This is a genomic window from Microbacterium hanjuni (genome assembly GCF_043556395.1).
In the GTDB taxonomy this organism is placed as follows: domain Bacteria; phylum Actinomycetota; class Actinomycetes; order Actinomycetales; family Microbacteriaceae; genus Microbacterium.
Genome location: NZ_JBIGIK010000001.1, coordinates 499,801 through 525,277, shown reverse-complemented (window position 1 = coordinate 525,277; position 25,477 = coordinate 499,801). Strand labels below are relative to the sequence as shown.

Annotated in this window: 26 protein-coding genes and 1 pseudogene; 23 read left to right on the top strand and 4 right to left on the bottom strand. The window is 67.5% G+C overall.

The window, feature by feature from the left end:
- The 13 genes and pseudogenes from lepA to ACFXP5_RS02660 all read left to right on the top strand — a co-directional run.
- Nucleotides 1-1,845 (top strand): translation elongation factor 4, encoded by a 1,845-nt coding sequence (gene lepA, locus ACFXP5_RS02720; protein WP_394526774.1) that lies wholly within the window; start codon nt 1-3, stop codon nt 1,843-1,845.
- 11 nt (nt 1,846-1,856) lie between these two features.
- A complete protein-coding gene (locus ACFXP5_RS02715; RefSeq protein WP_394526773.1) occupies nt 1,857-2,507 on the top strand; it encodes a DUF1990 family protein in 651 nt (216 codons plus the stop codon).
- Nucleotides 2,507-3,724, top strand: a complete 1,218-nt coding sequence (gene hemW, locus ACFXP5_RS02710; protein WP_394543406.1) for a radical SAM family heme chaperone HemW — start codon at nt 2,507-2,509, stop codon at nt 3,722-3,724. Before ACFXP5_RS02715 ends, hemW begins: the two co-directional genes overlap by 1 nt.
- Nucleotides 3,725-3,813: 89 nt before the next feature.
- A complete protein-coding gene (gene hrcA, locus ACFXP5_RS02705; RefSeq protein WP_394543405.1) occupies nt 3,814-4,854 on the top strand; it encodes a heat-inducible transcriptional repressor HrcA in 1,041 nt (346 codons plus the stop codon).
- Between the two features lie 53 nt (nt 4,855-4,907).
- A complete protein-coding gene (gene dnaJ, locus ACFXP5_RS02700) occupies nt 4,908-6,038 on the top strand; it encodes a molecular chaperone DnaJ (RefSeq protein ID WP_394543404.1) in 1,131 nt (376 codons plus the stop codon).
- A 2-nt stretch (nt 6,039-6,040) separates the two neighbouring features.
- Nucleotides 6,041-6,772 carry a 16S rRNA (uracil(1498)-N(3))-methyltransferase gene (locus tag ACFXP5_RS02695; protein ID WP_394543403.1) on the top strand — a complete coding sequence of 244 codons (732 nt, stop codon included), beginning with the start codon at nt 6,041-6,043 and terminating at the stop codon, nt 6,770-6,772.
- 40 nt (nt 6,773-6,812) lie between these two features.
- Entirely contained in the window at nt 6,813-7,160 is a 348-nt protein-coding gene (locus ACFXP5_RS02690; RefSeq protein ID WP_394543402.1) for an HIT domain-containing protein, read from the top strand.
- A 52-nt stretch (nt 7,161-7,212) separates the two neighbouring features.
- Nucleotides 7,213-8,238 carry a PhoH family protein gene (locus ACFXP5_RS02685; protein WP_394544168.1) on the top strand — a complete coding sequence of 342 codons (1,026 nt, stop codon included), beginning with the start codon at nt 7,213-7,215 and terminating at the stop codon, nt 8,236-8,238.
- Nucleotides 8,235-8,705 (top strand): rRNA maturation RNase YbeY, encoded by a 471-nt coding sequence (gene ybeY, locus ACFXP5_RS02680; protein ID WP_394526764.1) that lies wholly within the window; start codon nt 8,235-8,237, stop codon nt 8,703-8,705. Before ACFXP5_RS02685 ends, ybeY begins: the two co-directional genes overlap by 4 nt.
- Nucleotides 8,702-10,027, top strand: coding sequence for a hemolysin family protein (locus tag ACFXP5_RS02675; RefSeq protein WP_394526762.1), 1,326 nt, complete (start codon nt 8,702-8,704; stop codon nt 10,025-10,027). The genes ybeY and ACFXP5_RS02675 overlap by 4 nt, the downstream gene beginning before the upstream one ends.
- A 1-nt stretch (nt 10,028) precedes the next feature.
- Entirely contained in the window at nt 10,029-10,922 is an 894-nt protein-coding gene (gene era, locus ACFXP5_RS02670) for a GTPase Era (protein WP_394543401.1), read from the top strand.
- A 2-nt stretch (nt 10,923-10,924) separates the two neighbouring features.
- A complete protein-coding gene (locus tag ACFXP5_RS02665) occupies nt 10,925-11,860 on the top strand; it encodes an NADP-dependent oxidoreductase (RefSeq protein ID WP_394543400.1) in 936 nt (311 codons plus the stop codon).
- Between the two features lie 439 nt (nt 11,861-12,299).
- Nucleotides 12,300-13,343 (top strand): annotated as a pseudogene (locus ACFXP5_RS02660) (IS110 family RNA-guided transposase); the annotation flags it as partial.
- A 136-nt stretch (nt 13,344-13,479) separates the two neighbouring features.
- Here the strand turns inward: ACFXP5_RS02660 and ACFXP5_RS02655 are convergent.
- Nucleotides 13,480-14,355: a helix-turn-helix transcriptional regulator gene (locus tag ACFXP5_RS02655; protein ID WP_394543399.1), complete on the bottom strand. Its 876-nt coding sequence runs from the start codon at nt 14,353-14,355 to the stop codon at nt 13,480-13,482.
- Nucleotides 14,356-14,537: 182 nt separating this feature from the next.
- Here ACFXP5_RS02655 and ACFXP5_RS02650 point away from each other — a divergent pair, with 182 nt between their 5' ends.
- The 9 genes from ACFXP5_RS02650 (at nt 14,538) to ACFXP5_RS02610 (ending at nt 21,532) form a co-directional block, all read left to right on the top strand.
- Nucleotides 14,538-15,209 (top strand): SDR family NAD(P)-dependent oxidoreductase, encoded by a 672-nt coding sequence (locus ACFXP5_RS02650; RefSeq protein ID WP_394543398.1) that lies wholly within the window; start codon nt 14,538-14,540, stop codon nt 15,207-15,209.
- 5 nt (nt 15,210-15,214) lie between these two features.
- Nucleotides 15,215-16,429 carry an MFS transporter gene (locus ACFXP5_RS02645; protein ID WP_394543397.1) on the top strand — a complete coding sequence of 405 codons (1,215 nt, stop codon included), beginning with the start codon at nt 15,215-15,217 and terminating at the stop codon, nt 16,427-16,429.
- Nucleotides 16,430-16,472: 43 nt separating this feature from the next.
- Complete coding sequence (locus ACFXP5_RS02640) at nt 16,473-17,240, top strand: glucose 1-dehydrogenase (RefSeq protein WP_394543396.1); 768 nt, start codon at nt 16,473-16,475, stop codon at nt 17,238-17,240.
- Complete coding sequence (locus tag ACFXP5_RS02635; protein ID WP_394543395.1) at nt 17,240-17,782, top strand: cyclophilin-like fold protein; 543 nt, start codon at nt 17,240-17,242, stop codon at nt 17,780-17,782. Before ACFXP5_RS02640 ends, ACFXP5_RS02635 begins: the two co-directional genes overlap by 1 nt.
- A gap of 57 nt (nt 17,783-17,839) precedes the next feature.
- Nucleotides 17,840-18,880, top strand: a complete 1,041-nt coding sequence (locus tag ACFXP5_RS02630; protein ID WP_394543393.1) for a zinc-binding dehydrogenase — start codon at nt 17,840-17,842, stop codon at nt 18,878-18,880.
- Nucleotides 18,881-18,910: 30 nt separating this feature from the next.
- Nucleotides 18,911-19,330 carry a (R)-mandelonitrile lyase gene (locus ACFXP5_RS02625; protein ID WP_394543392.1) on the top strand — a complete coding sequence of 140 codons (420 nt, stop codon included), beginning with the start codon at nt 18,911-18,913 and terminating at the stop codon, nt 19,328-19,330.
- A complete protein-coding gene (locus ACFXP5_RS02620; RefSeq protein WP_394543391.1) occupies nt 19,327-19,650 on the top strand; it encodes a carboxymuconolactone decarboxylase family protein in 324 nt (107 codons plus the stop codon). The genes ACFXP5_RS02625 and ACFXP5_RS02620 overlap by 4 nt, the downstream gene beginning before the upstream one ends.
- Before the next feature lie 49 nt (nt 19,651-19,699).
- A complete protein-coding gene (locus ACFXP5_RS02615; protein WP_394543390.1) occupies nt 19,700-20,815 on the top strand; it encodes a PQQ-dependent sugar dehydrogenase in 1,116 nt (371 codons plus the stop codon).
- 315 nt (nt 20,816-21,130) lie between these two features.
- On the top strand, nt 21,131-21,532 hold the full coding sequence (locus ACFXP5_RS02610) for a hypothetical protein (RefSeq protein WP_394543389.1): 402 nt from the start codon (nt 21,131-21,133) through the stop codon (nt 21,530-21,532).
- 97 nt (nt 21,533-21,629) lie between these two features.
- Here ACFXP5_RS02610 and ACFXP5_RS02605 read toward each other — a convergent pair whose 3' ends face one another.
- The gene (locus ACFXP5_RS02605; protein WP_394526757.1) at nt 21,630-21,782 is read right to left on the bottom strand and encodes a hypothetical protein; all 153 of its coding nucleotides are present in this window, start codon (nt 21,780-21,782) and stop codon (nt 21,630-21,632) included.
- Between the two features lie 34 nt (nt 21,783-21,816).
- Complete coding sequence (locus ACFXP5_RS02600; protein ID WP_394543388.1) at nt 21,817-22,599, bottom strand: hypothetical protein; 783 nt, start codon at nt 22,597-22,599, stop codon at nt 21,817-21,819.
- A 336-nt stretch (nt 22,600-22,935) separates the two neighbouring features.
- Between ACFXP5_RS02600 and leuA the strand changes: the two genes are divergently transcribed.
- Nucleotides 22,936-24,696 carry a 2-isopropylmalate synthase gene (leuA, locus tag ACFXP5_RS02595; RefSeq protein WP_394543387.1) on the top strand — a complete coding sequence of 587 codons (1,761 nt, stop codon included), beginning with the start codon at nt 22,936-22,938 and terminating at the stop codon, nt 24,694-24,696.
- Nucleotides 24,697-24,717: 21 nt separating this feature from the next.
- Here leuA and ACFXP5_RS02590 read toward each other — a convergent pair whose 3' ends face one another.
- Nucleotides 24,718-25,413 carry a trimeric intracellular cation channel family protein gene (locus tag ACFXP5_RS02590; protein ID WP_394543386.1) on the bottom strand — a complete coding sequence of 232 codons (696 nt, stop codon included), beginning with the start codon at nt 25,411-25,413 and terminating at the stop codon, nt 24,718-24,720.
- Nucleotides 25,414-25,477: the final 64 nt, after the last annotated feature.

Genomic DNA, 25,477 nt, shown 5'->3' with positions numbered 1-25,477 from the left:
ATGTCACCGCGCGCCTCCCAGTCTCTCGAGCCCTCCGCGACCCCGCCTGAGTTGATCCGCAACTTCTGCATCATCGCCCACATCGACCACGGAAAGTCGACGTTGGCGGATCGGATGCTGCAGATCACCGGCGTCGTCGCCGACCGCGACATGCGCGCGCAGTATCTCGACCGCATGGATATCGAGCGCGAGCGCGGCATCACGATCAAGAGCCAGGCCGTGCGGATGCCGTGGGCATCCGCGACTCAGAACCACGCGCTCAATATGATCGACACGCCCGGCCACGTCGACTTCACCTACGAGGTGAGTCGTTCTCTCGCCGCGTGCGAGGGCGCCGTCCTGCTGGTGGATGCTGCGCAGGGAATCGAAGCGCAGACGCTCGCCAACCTGTACCTCGCTCTCGAGAACGATCTGACGATCATCCCGGTGCTGAACAAGATCGACCTCCCGGCTGCCGACCCCGAGAAGTTCGCGGCCGAGCTCGCAGGTCTGATCGGCGGTCGGGCGGAAGACGTCCTCCGTGTCAGCGGCAAGACGGGTCAAGGGGTCGAGGAACTCCTCGACCGCATCGTGCGTGACATTCCCGCGCCGAAGGGTGATCCGGATGCTCCGGCACGAGCGATGATCTTCGACTCGGTCTACGACGCCTACCGGGGCGTCATCACCTACGTGCGAATGATCGACGGAAGTCTCGAGTCGCGCGAGAAGATCCAGATGATGTCGACGCGGGCGACGCACGAACTCCTCGAGATCGGTGTGTCGAGCCCCGAGCCCACTCCCACGCGTGGTCTCGGCGTCGGCGAGGTCGGTTACCTGATCACCGGCGTGAAGGACGTGCGCCAGTCGAAGGTCGGCGACACGATCACGACGCACCGCAAGCCGGCGACCGAGGCGCTCCCGGGCTACACCGATCCGAAGCCCATGGTCTATTCGGGTCTCTACCCGCTCGAGGGAAGCGACTACGCCGACCTCCGTGAAGCGCTCGACAAGCTGAAGCTCTCCGACGCCTCGCTCGTGTACGAGCCCGAGACCTCGGTCGCGCTCGGCTTCGGGTTCCGCTGCGGTTTCCTCGGTCTGCTGCACCTCGAGATCATCACCGAGCGACTCGAGCGCGAGTTCGGCCTCGAGCTGATCGCCACAGCTCCCAGCGTCATCTACGAGGTGCTGACCGACACCGGCAGCACCGTCACCGTCACCAACCCGAGCGAATACCCCGATGGCCGGGTCGCTTCCGTTTCGGAGCCGATGGTGAAGGCGGCGATCCTGCTTCCGAAGGACTACGTCGGAACCGTGATGGAGCTGTGCCAGCAGCGGCGCGGTGCGCTTCTCGGCATGGACTACCTCAGCGAGGATCGCGTCGAGATCCGCTACAACATGCCGTTGGGCGAGATCGTCTTCGACTTCTTCGATCAGCTCAAGAGCCGCACCCAGGGCTACGCGAGTCTCGACTACGAGCCGACCGGCCAGCAGGAGGCCGACCTCGTCAAGGTCGACATACTCCTGCAGGGCGAAAAGGTCGACGCGTTCTCCGCGATCGTGCACCGGGAGAAGGCCTACGCCTACGGCACGCTCATGACCGAGCGCTTGCGCAAACTCATCCCGCGCCAGCAGTTCGAGATCCCGATCCAGGCCGCCATCGGTGCGCGGATCATCGCGCGCGAAAGCATCCGCGCGATCCGTAAGGACGTTCTGGCGAAGTGCTACGGCGGTGACATCAGCCGCAAGCGCAAGCTGCTCGAGAAGCAGAAGGAGGGCAAGAAGCGCATGAAGACCATCGGTCGTGTCGAGGTCCCCCAGGGTGCGTTCATCGCTGCCCTCTCGGGTGACGTCGAGGAAAAGAAGTAAGGCTGAACGTCATGCGCCGCGGGACCTTCCAAGACGAGACGGTCGACTACGCAGCAGTGGGGGGCACGCAAGCGGCTGACCTGATGCAGTATCCGCCCGAGCGTTCCGTGCCCGCCGAGCAGTCGTGGCGGATCGGGAGCGGCGAGGAGCGTTTCGCCTCCGCGGGTGAGGCGCTGCTGTCGTGGTCGGCGCAGCGCGAAGGCGGTCTGACGATCGCCGACGTCCGTCCGGCGGCCGGGCCTTCCTACACGGGCGTCGCCTACGACAGCGAGGGGCATCCGGTCGCGCCCAGCCGCATGGAGACCGACCAGCGTTTCGATGCGGATGGAACGCCGTTCGTCGGGCCGGGTACCACCCTGCACGTGCGCGGGCACGCGGGCCGCTACCGTGCCGACGCCGAGGCCCGGGTGATCTCGGTCATCGAAGAGCCCCGCCGCGTCGGTTTCGCGCTCGGCACCGTCGGAGGCTCCGTCGTCAGCGGCGAGGAACTGTTCCTGCTCGAATGGCGCGACAACGACGAGGTCTGGTTCACCGTGCGGGCGTTCGATCGCCCGGTCGCGTTCCTGTATCGGGTGTTCCCCGCGATGGTGCGCCAACGTCGGCGCGAGCTCTTCACGCGTTACCTGCGCGCGATCTCGCCGCTGTACACGACCCCCGCCTGATGGGATCCGCCTTACCTCTCGGCGATCCCGCGCCGCCCGACGGCGCCCTGCCCGCCGACCTGGTGCACGACCCGGCGACGCCGTTCGGGGTGTACGTCCACGTGCCGTTCTGCCGCGTGCGCTGCGGCTACTGCGACTTCAACACCTACACCGCGGGCGAACTGCGCGGTGCGCGTCAAGACCAGTACGCCGACACGGTGCTGCACGAGATCGCCCTCGCCCGCACGGTCCTGGAGCGGGCGGGCGCCCGCCGTCCCGCCGAGACGGTGTTCTTCGGTGGGGGAACGCCGACGCTGCTACCGGCCGGAGACCTCGCCCGGATGCTGCAGGGAGTGCGCGATCACCTGGGTGTGTCGGATGCTGCGGAGGTGACCGTCGAGGCGAACCCCGACACGGTCACCCCGGCCGTCGTCCGTGAGCTCGCTGCGGCGGGTGTCACCCGCTTGTCGATCGGCATGCAGTCTGCTCAGCCGCACGTGCTCGCCGTGCTCGACCGCACCCACGATCCCGCCAACGTGGCGGGTGCGGTCGCAGCCGCGCGCGACGCCGGACTCGCCGTCAGTCTCGACCTCATCTACGGCACGCCGGGGGAGAGCCTCGACGATTGGCGGATCTCGCTCGAGACGGCGATCGCACTCGGCCCCGACCATCTGTCGGCCTACGCGCTGATCGTGGAGGAGGGTACGAAGCTCGCCCGCCAGATCCGCCGCGGAGAGGTACCCACTCCCGACGACGACCTCGAGGCGGACATGTACGAGCTGGCCGACGACCTCCTCCAGGCGGCCGGCTTCGGGTGGTACGAGGTCTCCAACTGGGCGCGCGAGCCCCGCTTCCGCTCCCGTCACAATCTCGCCTACTGGCGGGGCACCGATTGGTGGGGGTTCGGCCCAGGGGCACACAGCCACGTCGCCGGTCTTCGCTGGTGGAACGTGAAGCATCCTGCCGCCTACGGCCAGAGGCTCGCGGCCGCAGAATCTCCCGCCGCGGCGCGCGAGCGTCCGGATGCTGCTGCGCGCCACCTGGAGACCGTGCTGCTGCGTTCGCGGATCAGCGAGGGGCTCGAGGTGTCGGAGCTGCTCGGCGAGGGACGTCATGCCGTCGCCGGACTGATCGCCGACGGACTCATCGAGGGCGGATCCGCCGTGCGCGGTCGCGTGGTGCTCACCCGCCGCGGCCGCTTGCTCGCCGACCGCGTCGTGCGCACGCTGACCGCGTGAGGAGCCTGGCGACGCTCCCAGCCCTGGCGGGTGTGATCAGCTAGAATTGGCACTCAGGTCTGATGAGTGCCAATCGCGGAGGAGGAGCCATGGTTTCGGAACGCGGACTCCAGGTGCTCCGTGCGATCGTGCAGGACTACGTCGACACGCGTGAGCCCGTCGGAAGCAAGGCCATCGTGGAGCGCCACGCCTTCGGTGTGTCGGCCGCGACGATCCGCAACGACATGGCGCTGCTGGAGGACGAAGAGCTCATCGCCGCACCCCACACGTCGTCGGGCCGCGTGCCGACCGACAAGGGCTATCGGGTGTTCGTCGACCACCTCGCCGAACTGCGTCCCCTCTCTTCGCCGCAGCGCACCGCGATCACCTCGTTCCTCGATGCCTCCGGTGATCTGGACGACCTGCTCGGACGCACCGTTCGAGCGCTCACCCAGCTGACCGGCCAGGTCGCGATCGTGCAGTACCCCTCCTTCGCCCGGGCGAACGTCTCGCACGTCGAGCTCGTCGATCTCGGCAGCGGGCGCCTGTTGATCGTGGTCGTCACCGACACCGGCCGGGTGTCGCAGCGGATCGCGCTCGTCCGACCCGAGCCGAGCGAAGCGGATCTGATCCAGCTGCGCCAGCGTGTTTCGGCCCTCGTGGTCGGGTCATCGGTGGGCGACGCCTCGCAGCGCGTGCACACCGTTCTGGCGACCGCCGCCTCGGCACCGGCGGGAGCGGATGCCGAGGTGCAACCCGTCCTGCGCGTGCTCGCGGAGGAGCTCGAGGAATTCCGTCAGGACCGGCTGGTCATGGCGGGAGCGGCAACGCTCGCGAAGCGCGAATCCGACTTCCGCGGCAGCATCTATCCGCTTCTGGAAGCCATCGAGGAGCAGGTGACCCTGCTGAAGCTCATGACCGACATGGTGGTGGACGACCAGGGCCTTGCTGCCAGCATCGGCCGCGAGAACGAGCAGTTCGGTCTCGGCGAGGCCTCGGTATTGGCGAGCGACTACGACGCCTCACGCGGCGGCGCGCGGGTCGGCCTGCTTGGGCCGACGCGCATGGATTACCCCTCACACCTCGCGGCGGTTCGTGCCGTCGCGCACTATTTGACCCGGATGCTCGAAGACGACGACTCTTCCCGCTGACGCGGCATCTGTAACCCGATCATCCCCGCGTACCCGCGGGCAGGAAGGCGATTGTGGCTGACCACTACGAAGTCCTCGGTGTCGAGCGCGACGCGAGCTCCGATGACATCAAGAAGGCGTACCGCCGTTTGGCGCGCCAGTTGCACCCCGACGTGAACCCCGGGGAGGATGCGTCCGAGAAGTTCAAGCTCGTCACGCACGCCTACGACGTTCTCAGTGACCCCGAGCAGCGCCGCCGTTACGACCTGGGCGGCGACGGCAACGCGTTCGGTGGCGGTGGCGGTGCGGCCGGTTTCGGCGGCTTCAACGACATCTTCGAGACCTTCTTCGGCGGGGGAGGCGGCGGCGGCGGTGCCCGCGGGCCCCGACCCCGCTCGCGCCGCGAGCGCGGGCAGGACGCGCTGGTGCGGGTGACCCTCACGCTCGATGAAGTGGTCTTCGGGGTGCATCGCGAGATGGAGGTCGACACGGCCGTCATCTGCGAGACCTGCCAGGGCGCCTGCACGCAGCCGGGCACCTCGGAAGTGACCTGCGACATCTGCCACGGCAGCGGTCACGTGCAGCGCACCGTGCGCAGCCTGCTGGGCAACGTCGTGACCAGCCAGCCGTGCGGCACCTGCCAGGGCCACGGCACGACGATCCCGTACCCCTGCGCCACCTGCCAGGGACAGGGCCGCGTGCGCGCACGCCGCACCGTCTCGGTCGACATCCCCGCCGGCGTCGAGACGGGCCTGCGGTTGCAGCTGCCGGGCTCGGGCGAAGTCGGACCCGCGGGCGGACCGCACGGCGATCTGTATCTCGAGGTCACCGTCGCCCCGCACGAGGTCTTCAGTCGCGACGGCGACGACCTGCTCGCCACGCTCGAGGTGTCGATGCCCGATGCGATCCTCGGAACGACCACCGCGATCGACGCCCTCGACGGTTCGGTCGAGCTGGAGGTGCGCGCCGGAGTGCAATCGGGCGACATCCTGACGATCAAGGGCCGGGGCATCACGCCCCTGCGCGGAACCCAGCGCGGCGACCTCAAGGTCGGTGTGCAGGTCGTGACGCCCACGCGCCTCGATGGCAAGGAGCGGGCTCTCATCGAGGACTTCGCCAAGCGCACCAAGTCGCCCGCGCCCCAGCTCGCCCAGTTCCACCAGGGCGTCTTCAGCAAGCTGCGCGACCGCTTCCGCAACGGCTGATCGTGGCGCTGCACTTCCTCGCCGATTCCGCGTCGGATGCGCGCCCCGGTGATGACGTCGTCCTCGACGGCGCCGAGGCGCATCACGCGGCGGCGGTGCGTCGCATCCGCGTCGACGAGCAGGTGACGGTGGGAGACGGTCGCGGAGCCTGGCTCACGGGGCACTGCGTCGCGGTCTCGCCCCGCGAGGTCGTGGTGCGCGTCGACGAGCGAACCGAGATCGACCCGCCCGTGCGCCGACTCGTGCTCGTGCAGGCTCTCGCCAAGGGCGATCGCGATGAGCTCGCCGTGCAGGCGGCGACCGAACTCGGCGTCGACGCGATCGTGCCGTGGCAGGCGGAGCGCAGCGTGTCCCGTTGGGATGCGAAGGCAGCCAAGGGCGTGGCTCGATGGAGCGCGATCGTCCGCGAGGCGGCCAAGCAGGCGCACCGGGCCTGGGTGCCCGAGGTCGCCGACCTGGCGCGCACGCCAGATCTGGTGCGCCTCGCATCGGGAACGCGGATGCTGGTGCTCGAGCCCGGGGCCCCCGAACCCCTGAGCGGCGCGGCCCTCGGGGGAGATGGCCAGGACGTGGTGCTGATCGTCGGGCCCGAGGGGGGAATCTCGCCGGCCGAGTCGGCGGCGTTGACCGCGGCCGGCGCGCAGTCGGTGCGTCTCGGCGACACGGTGCTCCGCACCTCCACGGCAGGGGCGGCCGCCCTCGCCGTCGCCAGCGTGCGCCTCGACCGCTGGTGACGCCCGGCTGCGCGGCTTCCGCCGCCGGTAGACTGGCGGCATGAGCGAGCCGTCGATCTTCACCCGCATCCTCGAGGGCGAGATCCCCTCGGAGATCGTCGCGGAGACCGAGAACGTCTTCGCGATCCGCGACATCGCGCCCCGTGCTCCCCTCCACCTGCTCGTCATCCCCAAGACCGCTGCCTACCGCAACGTGGTCGAGCTGGCGGCGGGCGATCCCGCGCTCCTCGCCGAGATGGTGGGGCTCGCCAGCTCCGTCGCGGCCGAGCAGGGCAGCACCGATTTCCGCCTCGTCTTCAACACCGGACCAGGCGCCGGACAGACCGTCTTCCACGTGCACGCGCACGTGTTGGCCGGCGAACTCGACGAAGAGAGCCTCCGTGCCTGAACAGAACCACGATGACGTCGCTGTGGAGCGCGTCCTCGTCGATGGGGTTGCCATGGTGCAGCTCCTGGGTCCCCACGATCGACTTCTGCGCGTGGTCGAGAAGGAGCATCCCGAGGTCGAGGTGCTCGTCCGCGGCAACGAGATCACCCTCACCGGTGAGGCGGCGGCGGTGGCCGGTGCCCGCGAACTCGTCGACGAGCTCGTCACCATGACGAAGGCCGGCCACGGGCTCGAACCCTCCGACGTCGCCCGCTCCAACACCATCCTGCGCACGGAAGGTGGTCCTCGTCCGTCGGAGGTGCTCGGCGAAGCGATCCTGACCACGCGTGGCAAGATCATCCGTCCGAAGACGATGGGGCAGAAGGCCTACGTCGACGCGATCAACGAGAACACGATCGTCTTCGGCATCGGTCCGGCCGGTACCGGAAAGACCTACCTGGCGATGGCGAAGGCCGTGCAGGCGTTGCAGCGCAAAGAAGTCAGCCGCATCATCCTCACCCGGCCCGCGGTCGAGGCGGGGGAGCGGCTGGGCTTCCTGCCGGGGTCGCTCACCGACAAGATCGACCCCTACCTGCGGCCGTTGTACGACGCGCTCAACGAGATGATGGACCCCGAGCTCGTGCCCAAGCTGATGGCGAGCGGCACGATCGAGGTCGCCCCGCTCGCGTACATGCGCGGGCGCACCCTCAACGATTCGTTCGTCGTCCTCGACGAGGCGCAGAACACCACGCCCGAGCAGATGAAGATGTTCCTCACCCGCCTCGGATTCGGCACGCGCATGGTCGTGACCGGCGACATCACCCAGGTCGACCTCCCGCAGGGATCCTCCGGGCTGCGCCTCGTCACCCGAGTGCTCGACGACATCGACGACATCCACTTCGCCCGACTGACGAGTGCCGACGTCGTGCGCCACACCCTGGTCGGGCGGATCGTCGACGCTTACACGGAGTACGACGAGCAACGGCTCTCCGCGCGACGCGAGCGCGATGAGGCCGCGGAGCTCGCCAACCGCACCGAACGACGGACACCGCGCTCCAGCACACCGCGGGACCACCTGCCCAGACGAGGACGCGCATGACGATCGAGATCAACAACGAGTCGGGTGTCGAGATCGACGAGCAGGTGCTGCTCCGACTCGTGGAGTTCGACCTCGCCGAGCTGCACGTGAGCCCCGATGCCGACCTCGCGATCGTGCTCGTGGACGAGGGCGCCATGGAGGCGCTGCACGTGCAGTGGATGGACGAGCCCGGCCCGACCGACGTGCTGAGCTTCCCGATGGACGAGCTGCGCCCCGGCACCGACGACGCACCGACCCCCGCGGGGCTGCTCGGTGACATCGTGCTGTGCCCGCAGGTGGCAGAGACCCAGGCGGTCGCGGCCAAGCACTCCACGCAGGACGAACTCGTCATGTTGACCACGCACGGGCTTCTGCACCTCCTGGGCTTCGACCACGCCGAGCCCGACGATGAGCGCGAGATGTTCGGACTGCAGAAAGACCTCATCGTCGGTTTCCAAGCCGCCGAACGCCGACGCCGTCGCGCATGACCGAGGTCCTGCTGCTCCTCGCAGCGCTCGTCCTGGTGGCTCTCGGCGGCCTGATGGCCGCCCTCGACGCGGCTCTCGGAGTCACCTCCCGCGGTGACCTCGTCGACCTCGCGGCGGAGGGTCGTAACTCGGCCGCGCTGGTGAAGATCTCCGAAGACCCCGACGCGCACACGAACGCGGTGGTCTTCATCCGCGTGCTGACCGAGACCACCGCCGCGGTGCTCGTGACCGTCGCGTTCACCCTGCTGTTCGACAACATCTGGTGGGCCATGGTGGCTGCAGCCCTCCTCATGACGGGCATCTCGTTCGTGCTCGTCGGTGCGAGCCCCCGCTCGGTCGGCCGTCAACACGCTCGTGCCCTGCTGCGCGCGGCTGCACCCGTGGTGCGGGCCGCCCGCATCGTGCTCGGTCCGCTCGCCTACGGCCTCGTCGCGCTGGGCAACCGGGTCACCCCCGGTGTCGCCGGCAGCTCGTCGTTCGCGTCGGAGGAGCAGCTGCTCAGCATCATCGACGAAGCGGCCGAGAACGAACTCATCGAGCAGGACGACCGCCAGCTCATCCACTCGGTGTTCGAGTTCACCGATCGGTACGTGCGCGAGGTCATGGTGCCCCGCACCGACATGACGACCGTGGATGCTGCCGCCTCGACGCGCGAGGCGATGACGCTGTTCCTCGACACCGGCCACTCACGGCTCCCGCTCGTCGACGATGAGGCCGACGACATCGTCGGGATGCTGTACCTCAAAGACCTCGTGCAGTTCGGCTTCGCCGGCCAGGGCTCGTGGCGCGACGCGCCCATCCGGCGCATCGCCCGGCCCGCCGTCTTCGTTCCCGAATCGATGAAGGCCGAGACCCTCCTCCAGCAGATGCGTCGCGACGCGGTTCACGTGTGCCTCGCCGTCGATGAGTACGGCGGCGTCGCCGGGCTCGTCACCCTGGAGGACCTCATCGAAGAGCTCGTCGGCGACATCTCCGACGAGTACGATCCCCGCTCCACCGAGATCGTCGAACTCGAGCCGGGGCGCTACCGAGTGAGCGCGCGCGTCGGGCTCGATGAGATCGGCGACCTCTTCAACATCGAGGTCGACGACGACGACGTCGACTCGATCGGCGGCTTGCTCGCCAAGGCGCTCGGGCGGGTGCCGCAACCCGGCGCGACCGCGCAGTACGAGGGTCTCACCATGACGGGCGGCGCGTCGCGCGGTCGGGGCCGTGGCATCTCCACGGTCTTCGTCGAACGCTCGGATGCGCCCGACATCGCGGAGACCGCATTCGCGGGCACGCAAACCGGGGAGATCCGCCTCCCGAAGAAGGCTGAGTGAGATGACTGATTTCCATTCCGGTTTCGTGACGTTCGTGGGGCGTCCGAACGTGGGGAAGTCGACCCTCACCAATGCGCTGGTCGGCGAGAAGGTCGCCATCACGAGCGAGAAGCCGCAGACCACGCGGCGTGCGATCCGGGGCATCGTGAACCGTCCCGACGGGCAGCTCGTGATCGTCGACACCCCAGGCATCCACCGTCCCCGCACCCTCCTCGGTCAGCGTCTGAACGATCTGGTCGACCAGGTGCTCGGCGATGTCGATGTGATCGGATTCTGCGTGCCCGCGACGGAGAAGGTCGGGCCGGGAGACCGGCGGATCGCCGAGTCGCTCGGCGGCTACCCGCGGGCGAAGAAGGTGGCGATCGTCACGAAGACCGATGCGGCCTCTCGGGAGCAGATCACCGCACGCCTGCTCGAGGTCGACGCCCTGCGCGACGACTGGGACGCGGTGATCCCGCTGTCCGCCGTCACCGATGAGCAGCTCGACGTGCTGACGCGCGAACTCCTCCTGTTGCTGCCGGACGGCCCGCCGCTGTACGAGGAGGGCGTCGTCACCGACGAATCCACGGAAGACCGCATTGCCGAGATCATCCGGGAGGCCGCCCTCGAGGGGGTCCGTGACGAACTGCCCCACTCGATCGCGGTGACGATCGAAGACATCGCCGCACGGGAAGGCACCGACCTGACCGACATCTTCGCGAACATCATCGTCGAGCGCGACAGCCAGAAGGCCATCATCATCGGGCACAAGGGCTCGCGCCTGGCCGATGTCGGAACGCGCGCCCGTGCGGGCATCGAACCGTTGGTGGGAACGCGGGTCTTCCTCTCGCTGCGCGTGCGCGTGGCGAAGGAGTGGCAACGTGATCCGAAGCAGCTCGGAAGATTGGGGTTCTGATCGTGGCGAAGCAGTGGGTGGCAACATCGTGGGGAAGCCCCGACAAGTGGCAGCTCGTCGAGGCCGTCGTGGCCGCACCCGCACCGGGTGAAGTCACGATCACGATTCATGCCTGCGGCGTCAACCCCGCCGACTACAAGCACGTCGCGACTGCTCGAGCGGGCGCAACCCTTCCCGCCCCGATCGGTTACGAGATCTCCGGGGTGATCAGTGCCATCGGCCCCGACACCGAGATCGTGACCGGCGGTGGCAGCGTCGGCGACGAGGTCATCGCGTTCCGCGTCGAGGGGGGCTACGCCAGCGAGCTCACGGTTCCCGCGCAGAAGGTGCTCGCCAAGCCGACGACCCTCTCGCATCCCGAGGCCGCGAACCTTCTCCTCGTGGGAACCACGGCATCGGAGATGCTCGCGGTGACCGACGTGAAAGCCGGAGACACGATCGTGCTGCACGGCGCGTCGGGCGCCGTCGGTGTCAGTGTCCTGCAGCAAGCCGCGGTGTTGGGCATTCGCGTGATCGGCACCGCCAGCGAAGGCAGTTTCGACCGTGTTCGCCGCTTCGGCGGCATCCCCGTCGCTTACGGTCCTGGCCTCATCGACCGCATCCGTGCGGCTGCCGACGCTCCGATCGCCGCCGCCCTCGACGCGGTCGGCACCGACGAAGCCGTCGATGTGTCGCTGGAGCTCGTCGCCGACCGGCAGCGGATCGTCACGGTGGCGGCTCCCGCCCGTGCAGCTCACGACGGGTTCCGCATCATCGCGGGCGCGATGCCGGCGAGCGCCGCGTACCGCGACACCGTGCGCCCACATCTCGTCGACCTGGCCGAGCAGGGCCTCCTGCAGGTGCCGATGGCGCGTACCTTCCCGCTCGACGAGGCTCCCGCAGCCATGCACCTGCTGGCCGAGGGGCACCCCGGCGGCAAGCTGGCTCTCCTGCCCTGATCACCCGTAGCGGATCGAGGAGATGACGCGGAACGAGGGTGCGCCCGCAGCATCCGCTCCTCGATCCGCTTCGTTTCCTCGATCGACGACGCGCTAGCTCGCTGCAGCGGTGACGCCCGCTCCGGCGCGGCCCCTGACCAGCCTGTGAGTCTGCAGTCGGCTGGTCCGGGACTAGCTGACAGGGTGGGCGTTGGTCTCTCCACTGGGGTCGTGACTCATGACCAGCCTGGCCCCCTCCGAGGGGTGCCTTAGCTATGAATTGTCCGGCTGCGGCGGAGTGACCGGCGCTCTCTCGGTCCACCTCAGTGGCTTGATCAGAAGCATGCCCGACCCCGTGGGTTGTGGCTCATCACAGGTATGCCCCGAAGTGTTCCTACCCGGGCTGGCGCCGGTCGGTAGTGGCCGAGTCATCGCCCATCTCAAGAAGGAATCGAAGGCTGTGAGCATCACAGTTTCGCGCACTCATCCATTCGTCATCGGCGTGGACACTCACGCCAGAACGCACACGTATGCCGTGCTCACCGCGGCAGGCGAGCATCTCGGAACTGAGACGTTCCCGAACACGGGAGCTGGCCGCTCCCGAGCTATTACCTGGGCGGGTCGACGTGCTAGCGGCCTCGCCGACGCGCTGTGGGTGATCGAGGGCGCCGGTAGCTACGGCGCGCAGCTCGCACGCAACGTCACGGATGCGGGTTACCGCGTGGTTGAAGCCGCCGGGGACAAACGCGGGAGGCGCGGAGTAGGCAAGTCCGATCCGATTGATGCCCGTCGCATCGCGGCCGCGGTTCTCGCAGTGCCGACCGACCAGTTGCGCAACCCCCGCCGAGATGATGGGGTTCGTGCTGCCACTCAGATCCTGCTGACCGTCCGCGACGAACTGGCCGGTGAGCGCACGCGAGCGATCAACGCACTCACGGCGCTGCTGCGCGTCACGGACCTTGGCGTGGACGCTCGACGAGCCCTGGTCTCGCGCCAGATTGCCGAGGTGGCACGCTGGCGGACGCGAGATGAGAACATTGCGGCTGCAACGGCTCGGGCCGAAGCGATCCGGCGCGCCAAGCGCATCGTCGAGCTTGAGGCCGAACTCGATGCGAATATGGCCCGTCTCCGCGAGTTCGTCAAAGCCAGTCCGGCTTCCGAGCTGCTCCTTCAAACAGGCATAGGGCCTGTCACGGCGGCGCGCACCTTCGTGGCGTGGTCTCACCCCGGCCGAGTCGCTACGGAGGCCGCCTTCGCCTTTATCGCGGGAGTGAACCCCATCCCCGCATCCTCCGGTAACACAACGCGGCATCGACTGAATCGCGGAGGAGACAGACAGCTCAACCGAGCGCTCACCGTCACTGCGATGGTGCGTATGGTCCACGACCCGCAGACCCGGGCGTATGCCGAGCGGCGCCGTGCCGGGGGTAAGACCAACCGCGAAATTCGTCGCATTCTCAAGCGCTACCTCGCGCGCAGCATATTCAGACACCTAAACAGTGCGTCGAAAGCGGAACCCGGGGCACTAACGGGACAGCCGACATCGGCAGCCACAAAGCGGAGTTCGCCGCGCAATGGGGCGAGCTCTGCAGCGCCAATTAAACCGGGTGCCAACCCGGCGTTCGCCGGAGGGGGCGGCGTCAGTGGAGGTCAGTGGCGAGTGGCTGCTTGGCGGACCAGCTGGCGAGAAGGTTGAGGCGTTCGGCGCTGGGTGAGCCTGGTTCGGCGGTGTAGATCATTAGGATGCAGCCTGGGTCTGCGGTGATGGTGAGTTCCTCGTAGGCGAGGGTGAGTTCGCCGACGACGGGGTGATTGAAGCGTTTGGTGCCGGAGCCATGGGTTCGTACGTCGTGAGATCCCCATAGCTTCCGGAAGGTGTCGCTGCGGGTCGACAGCTCACCGACGAGGTCCTGGAGGCCCTTGTCGTGGGGGTCCCGGCCGGCCTCTGTTCGCATGATTGCGACGCACATCTGCGCGAATGCGTCCCAGTCTGGGTAGAAGTCGCGGGATGCGGGGTCGAGGAACTGGAACCGGGCCAGGTTGGGGATTCGGCCTCCGTCACCGATAACGGGTGAGTAGAACGCGCGGCCAAGTTCGTTCGTCGCGAGGAGGTCCTGGTGTTGGTCGCGGACGAATGCGACTCCGGTGGTGATGGTGTTCAGTGCCCAGTGCAGGCTGGGGCGACCGCCCGGAGTCTTCGAGGCGCGCCGACGGGGCCGCCCAGAGGTGGGGACACCGTCAGCGGTGCGCGCCAGGTCGAACAAGTGAGTTCGTTCGGTCTCATCTAGGTTGAGCGCCCGGGCGATCGAGTCGAGAACTGAAGACGATGCTCCGCCGATCGCGCCACGTTCGAGCTTGGCGTAGTACTCGACGCTGACACCGGCCAGAACGGCGACCTCGGTGCGGCGAAGCCCTTCTACCCTCCGGTTGGGGCCGGCCGGGAGCCCCGCTTGTTCGGGGGTGAGTTTGGCGCGACGGGACATGAGGAACTCGCGTACCTCTGCTTGGTTGTCCATGCCGTCGACAGTACGTCGCCTCTCACGAATGTGGGGTCCTCTCTTGGTACACCCCTCACCAGAGACTCCCTCACCACCACGGTGAGGCGTTGACTTGGGCGCAGCTCACCTGATTGTTCGACCGGATCGGGTTCGAGCTCGCCCACTCGGGTTCACCGTCATCTTCATCAAGGAGGGTCATCATGACCGCTATCGCAATTGTGGGAGCCGGCGCCGGACTCGGCGCGGCAATCGCGCGCCGCTTCGGCGCAGAGGGGTTCGGCGTCGCGCTGATCTCTCGCGACCAGGAGAAGCTGGACCGACTCGCGGTGGACCTTGTTCAGGAGGGCCTCACGGCGCGCGGCTTTGCTGCGAGCGTCCGCGACCCCCAAGCTTTGACCGCGGCGCTGAGCAGAGCTGCGGAAGAGCTCGGGCCGATTGAGATTCTGGAGTACAGCCCTCTCCCGCAGAAGGAGTTCCTCCGCCCCGTCCTAGACACGACGGTGGATGACCTGACTGCGGCGATGGAGTTCTCCGTGTACGGGCCCGTTACCGCGGTGCACCAAGTGCTGGACGGCATGCGCGAACTGGGCCGGGGGACCGTGTTGTTCGTCAACGGTGGGTCCGCCGTGCAACCCAACGCTTCCTATGCGGGAACCTCTGCCGCTTTCGCAGCTGAGAGCGCATTGGCGAGCATGCTGCACGACTCTCTCGCCGCGGAGAACATTAACGTCGGCCAACTGATCATCCCGGGCGCCATCGAAGCGGGGCACCCGAACAACGACCCCGACGTGCTCGCGGAGCGGTTGTGGCAACAGCACGCTGTGCGCGGCGAGTTCCGCGCGTTCGCCGAACCCCTCACTGCGGAGAAATGAACAGCATGAAGTCTGCATCAAAGATCCCCCCGCAGCCCATCTCGCCCTCGCCGGTCGCCGCGGTGACCGGCCGGCTTCCACTTGGCACCCTCATCGCGCTGGCCGTGATCGGCTTCGTACTGGTCGCGATGGAAACCATGCCTGCCGGTCTGTTGCCCGAGATCGCCGCAGGGGTGCACACCAGCGAAGGAACCGTTGGGCTATTCATCAGCGCCTACGCGCTCGGCACCGTGGTCGTCACGATCCCGGCGATCACCCTTACCCGCGGAATGAGCCGCAAACCCCTCCTGCTGGGAGCGGTGATCGGCCTCATCGTCGCAAACACCCTCACCGCCGTTTCCAGCGACGTGATCGTCTCGCTGATCACACGGTTCATCGCCGGCGCGTTCTCGGGAGTGATCTGGGGCATGCTCGCCGCGTACGGCCGGAAGATCAGCCCCCCGTCCCGGGCGGGCCTGTCCTTGGCAATCGTCTCCGTCGGGGCACCTGTCGGGTTCGCCCTCGGCACCCCGCTTGGGTCGTGGCTGGGCATGACGTTCGATTGGCGGTGGGCTTTCCTCGGATTGACCGCCGTCGCCGTGGCGGCAGGGGTCGTGATCGCCGTCATCGCCCCTCAGTCCGCGGGGCAGCCGAGCACCTCACGGTTGCCCCTGGCAAGAGTGTTCCGCATTCCCGGGATCGCCGTCATCCTCGCGGTGATCTTCACCTGGATGCTCGCGCACAACACCATCTACACGTACATCTCCCCATACCTGCGGGCGACAGGGAGCGCCCTCACCGTCGATGTCGAGCTACTCATTTTCGGCGTCGCCTCCGTGGTCGGCATCGTCATCGTCGGTGCACTACTGGACCGCTACCCTCGGCCTCTGCTGCACGGCAGCGTCATCGTCTTCGTCATCGCCGCGGTGATCCTCCTGGTCGGCCACGCCTGGACCCCCGCGATAATCGTCGCAACCGCCCTGTGGGGCATCACCTTCGGCGGAGCCTCCGCCCAACTCCAAGGCGCCCTCACGACCACCGGCGGATCCGACTCGGACGTCGCCAACTCCTTCCTGCCGGTGGCCTTCAACCTCGCGATCTTCACCGCCGGGATCCTCGGAGCTGCTCTGCTGAACCACTTCGACGGGCTCTTCCTCACCGTCGTGATGATCACCTCCGGAATCGCCGCTCTGCTCCTGACCATCTACGGACGCCGACACGCCTTCCCCTCCCGGCTCTGACCTCCACGCCCCCTCCCTAACACGTAGAAAGGATCCATTCCCCATGAACACTCTCGACCGCTTCACCCAAAAAGTGGCCTTTGTCACCGGTGCCGGATCCGGTATCGGACGCGCCACCGCACTGGCATTTGCCGCCGAGGGCGCCAGCGTCGTCCTCGCAGATCTCCCCGGCGCCGGCCAGAACGACACCCTCGAACAGATCCTCGCGGCCGGCGGCACCGCCGCTGCTATCGACTGCGATGTGAGCCGCCCCGACGACGTAATTGCCGCTCTCGACTTCACTGTCTCCACCTTCGGTCGCCTCGACGCAGCGTTCAACAACGCCGGGATCGAACAGTCGCAGAAGCGCCTCACCGATCTGGAAGACAAAGAGTGGGACCGCATCACGGATGTCGACCTCCGCGGGGTGTTCCTGTGCATGAAGCACGAGATTCCCCTGATGATCGCGTCCGGCGGCGGAACGATCGTGAACACCTCCTCCGGCGCCGGGGTGATCGGCATCACCGGTCAAGCGGCCTACGCGGCCGCGAAGCACGCCGTCATCGGCCTCAGCAAGTCCGCCGCGCTCGAGTACATCGGTGACGGCGTACGCGTCAACGTCATCGCGCCCGGGGTCGTCGACACCCAGATGATCGAACGGGTCTCCGGAGGCACCGAAGAGGGACGTAAAGAAATGGAGTCCCAGGAACCGATCGGGCGGCTCGGACGACCCGAAGAAATCGCCTCCGCAGTCCTGTGGCTCTCCTCAGACGCCGGCGCTTTCACGGTCGGGCACACCCTCGTCGTCGACGGCGGACAGACGGTCGGCTGATGCACACCCGCACCCCGCGCAAAGCCCTCCGCCTCACCGGAATACTCTCAGCCGCCATCGCGCTGACGGCCGCTCTCACCTCCTGCGCCAGTAGCGCGGACGAGCCCGCGACCAAGCCCTCACCGGCGGGCACCCCCACCAGCGCTCCTTCCAGCGCACCCGACGCCACCCCGGCACCATCCACCGCGACCACCCGAATCGTGTTGGAGATCGACGGGCAGGAGATCTCGGGTGAACTCAATGCCAGCCCCACCTCCGAGTCACTGGTGGCACAGCTTCCGCTGACGCTGTCGTTTCGCGACTACGGCGGCCAAGAGCTGATCGCGGAACTCCCCACTCCTCTGGACCTCGATGGCGCGCCAACATCGGGCGAGGCATCGCCGTTGACGATCGGGTACTACTCACCGGATCAAAGCCTCGTTCTCTACTACGACCACGTTGGACCATTCCCCGGCATCGTCCCCATCGGCAGCTACGGCGAAAGGGCGGCCATCACGAACGCCACTGGCGAGGTCGCCGTCACCCTCCGCGCGGCGGACTGAATTACCCCACCAGGCCGAAACCGCCTGGCAAAGCTCGACACTTATTTGGAGATCACCATGAAAGCTACGTACATGTTCGGCCCCGGCGACGTTCGCATCATCGATGCGCCGGACCCGACTCTGAAAGACAGCACCGACGCCCTCGTCCGCATCGTGCGTGCGTGCGTCTGCGGCTCAGACCTGCACCCTTACCACGGCATGGAAGCCACTCCCGAGGGCGTCTCGATGGGGCACGAGTTCCTCGGTGTCATCGAGGAAGTCGGCCGCGACGTGCGCACCCTCACGGCTGGCGACCTCGTCATCGCCCCCTTCGCGTACTCCGACGGCACATGCGAGTTCTGCAAAGAAGGCCTCTACACCTCCTGCCTCCACGGCGGATTCTGGGACGCCCCGGGTATGGGCGGCGGCCAGGCCGAAGCCATCCGCGTTCCCCTCGCCGACGGGACCCTCGTGAAAGTCCCCGGCGTAGCCGAGTACTCCCCGTTGCTGGCCTCACTGCTGACACTGTCCGACGTCTACGGCACCGGCTGGCACGCCGCGCACCGGGCTGGTGTCACGGCCGGTGACACGGTCGCGGTGATCGGCGACGGCGCGGTCGGTCTCATGGCGGTGCTTTCCGCCAAGCAGCTCGGCGCTGAACAGATCATCCTGATGGGCCGCCACAAAGACCGCACCGATCTCGGTGTCGAGTTCGGTGCGACCGATGTCGTCGCAGCACGTGGCGAGGAAGGTATCGAGAGAGTCCGCGAGCTCACCGGTGGGCACGGCGCACGGAAGGTGCTCGAGGCCGTCGGCCACGTGCCCGCCTACGAGCAGGCCTACAAGATCGTCCGTCCCGGTGGTGTCATCAGCCGCGTCGGCGTTCCCCAGTACGAAGACGCACCGATCGGATTCGGCAGCCTCTTCGGCGGCAACGTCACCCTCACCGGCGGCCCCGCACCCGTTCGCGGTTACATTGAACAGCTCATGCCCGCCATCCTCGACGGCACTGTCAACCCCGGCAAGGTCTTCGACCGCACCGTGAGCCTCGACGCCGTCCCCGACGCCTACCGCGCCATGGACGAGCGTGAAGCCCTCAAAGTCATGATCGCGCTCTGACGTGATCATGCTCACAGAAGGGAAACCCGTATGAGGATCGAACCGACGGCACCCACCACGAAAAATCCGCCGGAGCAGTTCGCCGGAGACGTGTGGCTGGACATGATCGCCGTCCCCCACGAGGACACCCAGCACATGACGGTCGCCACCGTCCGGTTTGCGCCAGGCGCTCGCACCGCCTGGCACTGCCATGCCCGCGGTCAGTACCTCCGCGTCACACAGGGCGTCGGTCGGTTCGGCACTCGCGACGGCCAGATCATCGAAGCACGCCCCGGTCAGACCATCTACACCCAGCCGGGCCAGGAACACTGGCACGCAGCCGGCGAGGACACCTTCATGGAGCACATCGCCATGACCGAAAACGCGGACGTCCCCGCAACCACCACCACGTGGCTCGAGCACATCACCGACGCCGACTACCGCGGCACCAGTCAGGAGAACCAGACATGAGCGACGCCCAGCCGTCATCGGCCCAGCAACTCATCGGAGACTTCGCTCCGAAGCTTGTCGATCTCACCGACGGTGTCCTTTTCGGAGACATCTGGAGAAGAGACGGGCTATCGCCACGCGACCGGAGTCTGATCACGATCACGGCCCTCGTCGCCGGCGGCAACGTCGAGCAGCTGCCGTTCCACCTGAAGCTCGGCACCGAGAACGGGCTCACCGAAGACGAGATCGTCGAAGCCATCACTCACCTCGCGTTCTACAGCGGCTGGCCGAAAGCCATGTCCGCGATCACCACCGCGAAGCAGACATTCACCGACAGCTGATCCGCGACCGCTCCGGCGAACCCCGGCGCCCTCGACGAAAGGAACACCCGTGACATCTCCGCGCACCCTGCCAGCCATCGTGGTCGCAGTAGCGTTTATCAGCGCCCTCGCCGGGTGCACCGCCACCCAAACGCCAGCGGTCACCCCCACCGCGACCGCCGTGTCTGAGTCACCGGAACCTTCGTCTGGCATGCGCGTCCCAGTGGGAACCCCCACCGAAGTGACGAGCGGGCTGGACGTTCCCTGGTCAGTCGTCTTCGCCGGAACCACACCTCTCATCAGTGAGCGCGACTCCGGTCGCATCCTGGAGCTAGATGACGCGGGCCAGTCCCGAGAAGTGGGGCAGGTCGCGGGCGTCCAGCCCCGCGGTGAAGGCGGCCTCCTCGGGCTCGCAATCCAAGACGGGAACGCCCTCTTCGCATACTCGTCCGGACAGCGAGGAAACCGGGTGGAGCGGTATGACCTTCAGGGAACAGCTGGATCGTTCTCCCTCGGGCCACCCGAAACAATCATCGACGACCTGCCGTCCTCGTCTTATCACAACGGGGGCCGCCTAGCCTTCGGGTCGGACGGCATGCTCTACGCCTCCATCGGCGACACTGGCGACCGCAGCAGCGCCCAAGACGTCACCGCCCTCTCCGGCAAGATCCTCCGCGTCGCGCCGGACGGCACAATCCCCTCGGATAACCCCTTCCCCGACTCACCGGTCTACAGCTACGGCCACCGCAACGTGCAAGGCCTGGGGTGGGCCGCCGACGGCACCATGTTCGCCAGCGAATTCGGCGAAGACACCTGGGACGAACTCAACATCATCGTTCCCGGCGGCAACTACGGTTGGCCCGCCGTGGAAGGCACCGGGGAGAACAACGACTTCATCAACCCCGCGCAGGTCTGGGCACCCGCCAACGCCAGCCCCAGCGGAATCGCAATCGTCGATGACACCGTCTTCATCGCCAACCTCCGCGGAGAAGTCCTGCGGGCGGTGCCGGTCTCGGAACCCGACACGTTCGTCGACTACTTCGCCGGCGAATATGGCCGCCTGCGTGCGGTTGCTCCAGCTCCAGATGGAACCCTCTGGCTCGTCACCAGCAACACCGACGGCCCCGGGTCAGCAGGCGCAGACGATGACCGCATCGTCTCTGTCGAGCTCAGCGCACCGGAGTAGCCCGTCCGGAGGCGTCCGACGGCGTCTCCAGCAATAGTTGGGGCACTTCACCGTCGGCGACGAGATCAGGACCCACTCGAGTTCGTCGTGGCACTGAGGGCGCTGACCTTCCCGAGGTTTCGAACGAGGCTGCCCGTTGACCGATCGGTCTCCACGGCAAAGCCGCAATCGCGCTCAAACCGGGGTTGACGAGATATAGAAGCTTCGTAGCGGATCGAGGATATGACGCGAATCGAGGGCGTGCCCGCAGCATCCGCTCCTCGATCCGCTTCATCTCCTCGATCCATGGCGCGCGAGCTCGCTACGGTTACGCCCATGACAGCTGCGCGCATCATTCCGGTCCGCCGGGGCGGGATCGAGTCAGCCGAGTCGTGGGTGTACGTCTGGGTGGATGCTTCAGACGGAACCGTGGCGTACGTCGGCGCGACCCGGCTGGATCCGCAGCTGCGCACCCACCTCCACCTGACGAGCGACGATCCCGATCACGGCAGGGTGCGTGCCTCGGTGCCGCACTACGAGGAGCGGGACTTCGACGTGCTGGCGTTCGCGATCCCAGCCGGGATCGAGCGTGCCGACGTGAAGCGGGCCCTCATCGCCGAGCTCTCCGCCCGCCCGGGGGACGAATCCGATCTCGATGACACGGTTGCGGCAATCGTCACGGCCGTCCGAGAACACAGCGGCAACGCCCGCTATCGCGCGGCCCCGAATCACCCGTAGCGGATCGAGGAGATGACGCGGAACGAGGGCGCGCCCGCAGCATCCGCTCCTCGATCCGCTTCGTTTCCTCGATCGACGACGCGAGGATGCTGGCGCCTCAGGGTTTGCCCTGATCGAGCCACCTCGTGTGCGACTTGAGGGCGTGAAGCACCGCGAAGCGGATCACGAAGTAGAGCGCAACCGCGGCGATGGCGAACATGACCGGGTAGAAGAACAACAGCACGTGCCATCCGGCGAAACCTTGCGTCATGCCCCGAGCGTAGCGAGGAGGCGCGGGACGCCCGCTATCGCGCGACGCAGGCGCGGAAGTAGACGATGTTCGCCGCGGCCATGGCGCCGCTGGGCGATTCCGCCACGGCAACGATCCCGTCGACGTAGTCATTGTGCAGACCGAACGTCTCGTCCGCGAGCTCGACCAGATCGACGGCCGCGTCGACCCCGGTGAATTCCAGAGACAACCCCGACCGCACGTACTGCTCGATGTCTTCGACGCTGTCGAGCGTGACCTCGTAGCTCGGGCTCGCCGCCTGCGCCTGCGCCTCGGCGGCCGCGTCGAGGCCGTCCCGCGCCGACGTGCACATGAGCGCCTTCAACGCCTGGTGTTCCCACAGGTAGAGCCGTTCGCGGAACGCGAGGGTGTGATCGGGCAGGAGGCTCCCGTTCACCAGCCGCACGGCATCATCGGGTAGCGCGAGCTGCCAGTCGATGGCGAACGCCAGGAACTCGTCGAGGCGGTGGAAGGTCTGCACCCACTCCTCGCCCCGGGCCAGGAGTGCCGCTTCCTCATCGGTGAGCCGAGCACCCGCGGCGGCCTCCGCCTTCGCCGCCCGCATCGCGTCGTCAAGCTCAGCGGGCACCGTCACCTCGCTCTGCCGTGCGAGCCTTCCCACATCGTCGACATAGCTGCTGAAGGTGCCATCGGCACTGGACAGGCCGGGGCGAAGGAGCTGCCCGATCTTCCCGCCACTCGAGCACGCGGGCAGCGCGACGCCGACCAGCATCACGAGGAGGAGGGATGCGACCGCGCGTCGCGTCGGTCTCCCGGAGCGCCACTTCGTCCCGCCCATCCGACTCCGCCTCCCGCGCCGATGTCCCCCGCAGGTGCAGGGTAACGAGCCGCACCCCTCGCCCGCAGCGGGGGTTTCCCCCCTCCGCCCGCCACACGGGGAGGGGATCTCACCCCCGCTGAGAAACCACGATCGCGCCGAGAATCACCGCCAGGCAGGGTGTGTCAGCCGGATGTGGTTTCTCGGCGCCGGACGTCAACCCTGCTAGCATCGGCACATGCGCGCAGGCACCCTCCTCCTTCTTAGCCGCCGCGGCGGGGCCTCGATCTAGGGCCTTCCTCGTCGCGGAGTTCGTCGTCGGCCCGTAATTCACGACACGACGGAAGCGACAAGAAGATGAAGAACACGCAGCAGCCCTCGGGTGCCCCGATCCATAAGTACCGTCCGTTCCACGAGCAGATCCGCGTCGAGATGCCCGATCGCACGTGGCCCGACGCCCGCATCACGCAGGCCCCGCGCTGGTGCGCGGTCGACCTCCGCGACGGCAATCAGGCCCTCATCGACCCGATGAGCCCCGAGCGCAAGCTCGTCATGTTCGAGCTGCTCGTGCAGATGGGCTACAAGGAGATCGAGGTCGGGTTCCCGAGTGCGAGCCAGACCGACTTCGACTTCGTGCGCAAGCTCATCGACGAGGACCGCATCCCCGAGGACGTCACGATCCAGGTGCTGACGCAGGCGCGTGAGCACCTGATCGCCCGCACCTACGAGTCGATCGCCGGCGCGCGCCAGGCGATCGTGCACCTCTACAACTCGACCAGCATGCTGCAGCGGGACGTCGTGTTCCGCACCGACCGCCAGGGCATCATCGACATCGCCCTCGCCGGAGCGCGCCTCTGCCGCGAGTACGAGAAGACGGTGCCCGAAACCTCGGTCTTCTACGAATACTCACCCGAGAGCTACACCGGCACCGAGCTCGACTTCGCCGTCGACATCTGCAACCAGGTGCTCGAGGTGTTCGAGCCGACCGCTGAGCGCAAGGTCATCATCAACCTGCCCGCCACCGTCGAGATGGCCACCCCGAACGTGTACGCCGACTCGATCGAGTGGATGTCGCGCCGCCTCAACCACCGCGAGAACGTCATCGTGTCGCTGCACCCGCACAACGACCGCGGCACCGCGATCGCTGCGGCCGAGCTCGGCTACATGGCGGGCGCCGATCGCATCGAAGGATGCCTCTTCGGCAACGGCGAGCGCACCGGAAACGTCGACCTGGTCGCCCTGGGCGTGAACCTCCTGACGCAGGGCATCGACCCGCAGATCGACTTCAGCGACATCGATCAGGTCAAGCGCACGGTCGAGTACTGCAACCAGCTGCCGGTGCACGAGCGCAGCCCGTGGGCGGGTGACCTCGTCTTCACCGCCTTCAGCGGCTCCCACCAGGACGCGATCAAGAAGGGCTTCGAGGCCATGGAGACCGCGGCCAACGCCGCCGGCGTCACCGTGGACGACATCGAATGGGCCGTGCCGTACCTGCCCATCGACCCGAAAGACCTCGGGCGCTCCTACGAGGCCGTCATCCGCGTCAACTCGCAGTCCGGTAAGGGCGGGGTCGCCTACCTGCTCAAGGCCGACCATGCCATCGACCTGCCGCGGAAGCTGCAGATCGAATTCTCGGGCGTCGTGCAGGCCAAGACCGACGCCGAGGGCGGCGAGGTGACCAGCGACCAGATCTGGGACATCTTCACCGATGAGTACTTGCCGACGGATGCTGAAGAAGCCCGCTGGGGCCGCTTCGAGCTGCTGGGTACCCGGACGGCCAGCGACATGTCGGGCGACGTCGAACTGCACGTCCGCCTGCGCGACGGCGACGAGGCGGAGGACGCCACGTCGCACGGCAACGGCCCGATCGACGCATTCCTCGCGATCGTGCGCGAACGCGGCTTCGACATCGCGCTCTACGACTACGTCGAGCACACCCTCAGCGCGGGGGGCGACGCGCAGGCGGCCGCTTACGTCGAGCTGCAGGTCGACGGCGTGCGCCTGTGGGGCATCGGCATCGATGGCGACATCTCGACCGCTTCGCTGAAGGCGATCGTCTCGGGCGTTAACCGGGCGATCCGGGCCAACCGCTCCGTCGACGCGCTCGCCTCCGTCTGATCCCCGTCCGCCCCGGGCCTCTCAGGAGGCGTCGGGGCGGATGACGGGGATCGCCGAGGTCTCCGCGGCGACCTTCCGCCGGTGAAGCATCCGCTGTTCCGGCAGCGACACGTCGAAGATCACGGCCAGGATGCGGATGATCGCCGTGACGATGATGCCGGCGATCGCCGCGCCGACGAGCGGCAGCCCCAGCGCCGATGCGCCGGCGAGCGTGAAGCATCCCGCCGCGGCTGCGACGGCGTAGAGCGAGCCCACGTGCATGATCGCAACGGGTAGGCCCATGAGCACGTCGCGCAGCACGCTGCCGCCGACCGCCGAGACGACGCCGACGAAGACGGAGGGGATCACCGGCAGACCCAGGGCGAGGGCCTTACTCGTGCCGAAAGCGCCGAACATGCCGATGACCACAGCATCCAACACGACGATCAGCCGGTTCACCCGCTGGAACAGGCCCGCCAGCAGCATCCCGACGAGGGACGCTGCCGTCGCCGTCAGGAGGTACCAGTTGCTCTGCAGTGTTGCGGGCGCGACGCCGAGGAGTAGGTCGCGGATGAGTCCGCCGCCCATGCCGACCATGATGCCGATGATGGCCACGCCCAGCAGATCGAGGCGTCGCTGACCGCGGAACCCCGAGGCGAACAGGGCGCCCTGCACCCCGCCGAGTGCGACGGCGGTGAGGTCGGCCCAGAGCGGGATGATGAAGACGGGGGGTTCCACCCCACCATTGTCCCGCGCGCCGCGGTGTGTGACCGCCGCCCGGGCGGCGGGGCGACGGATAATG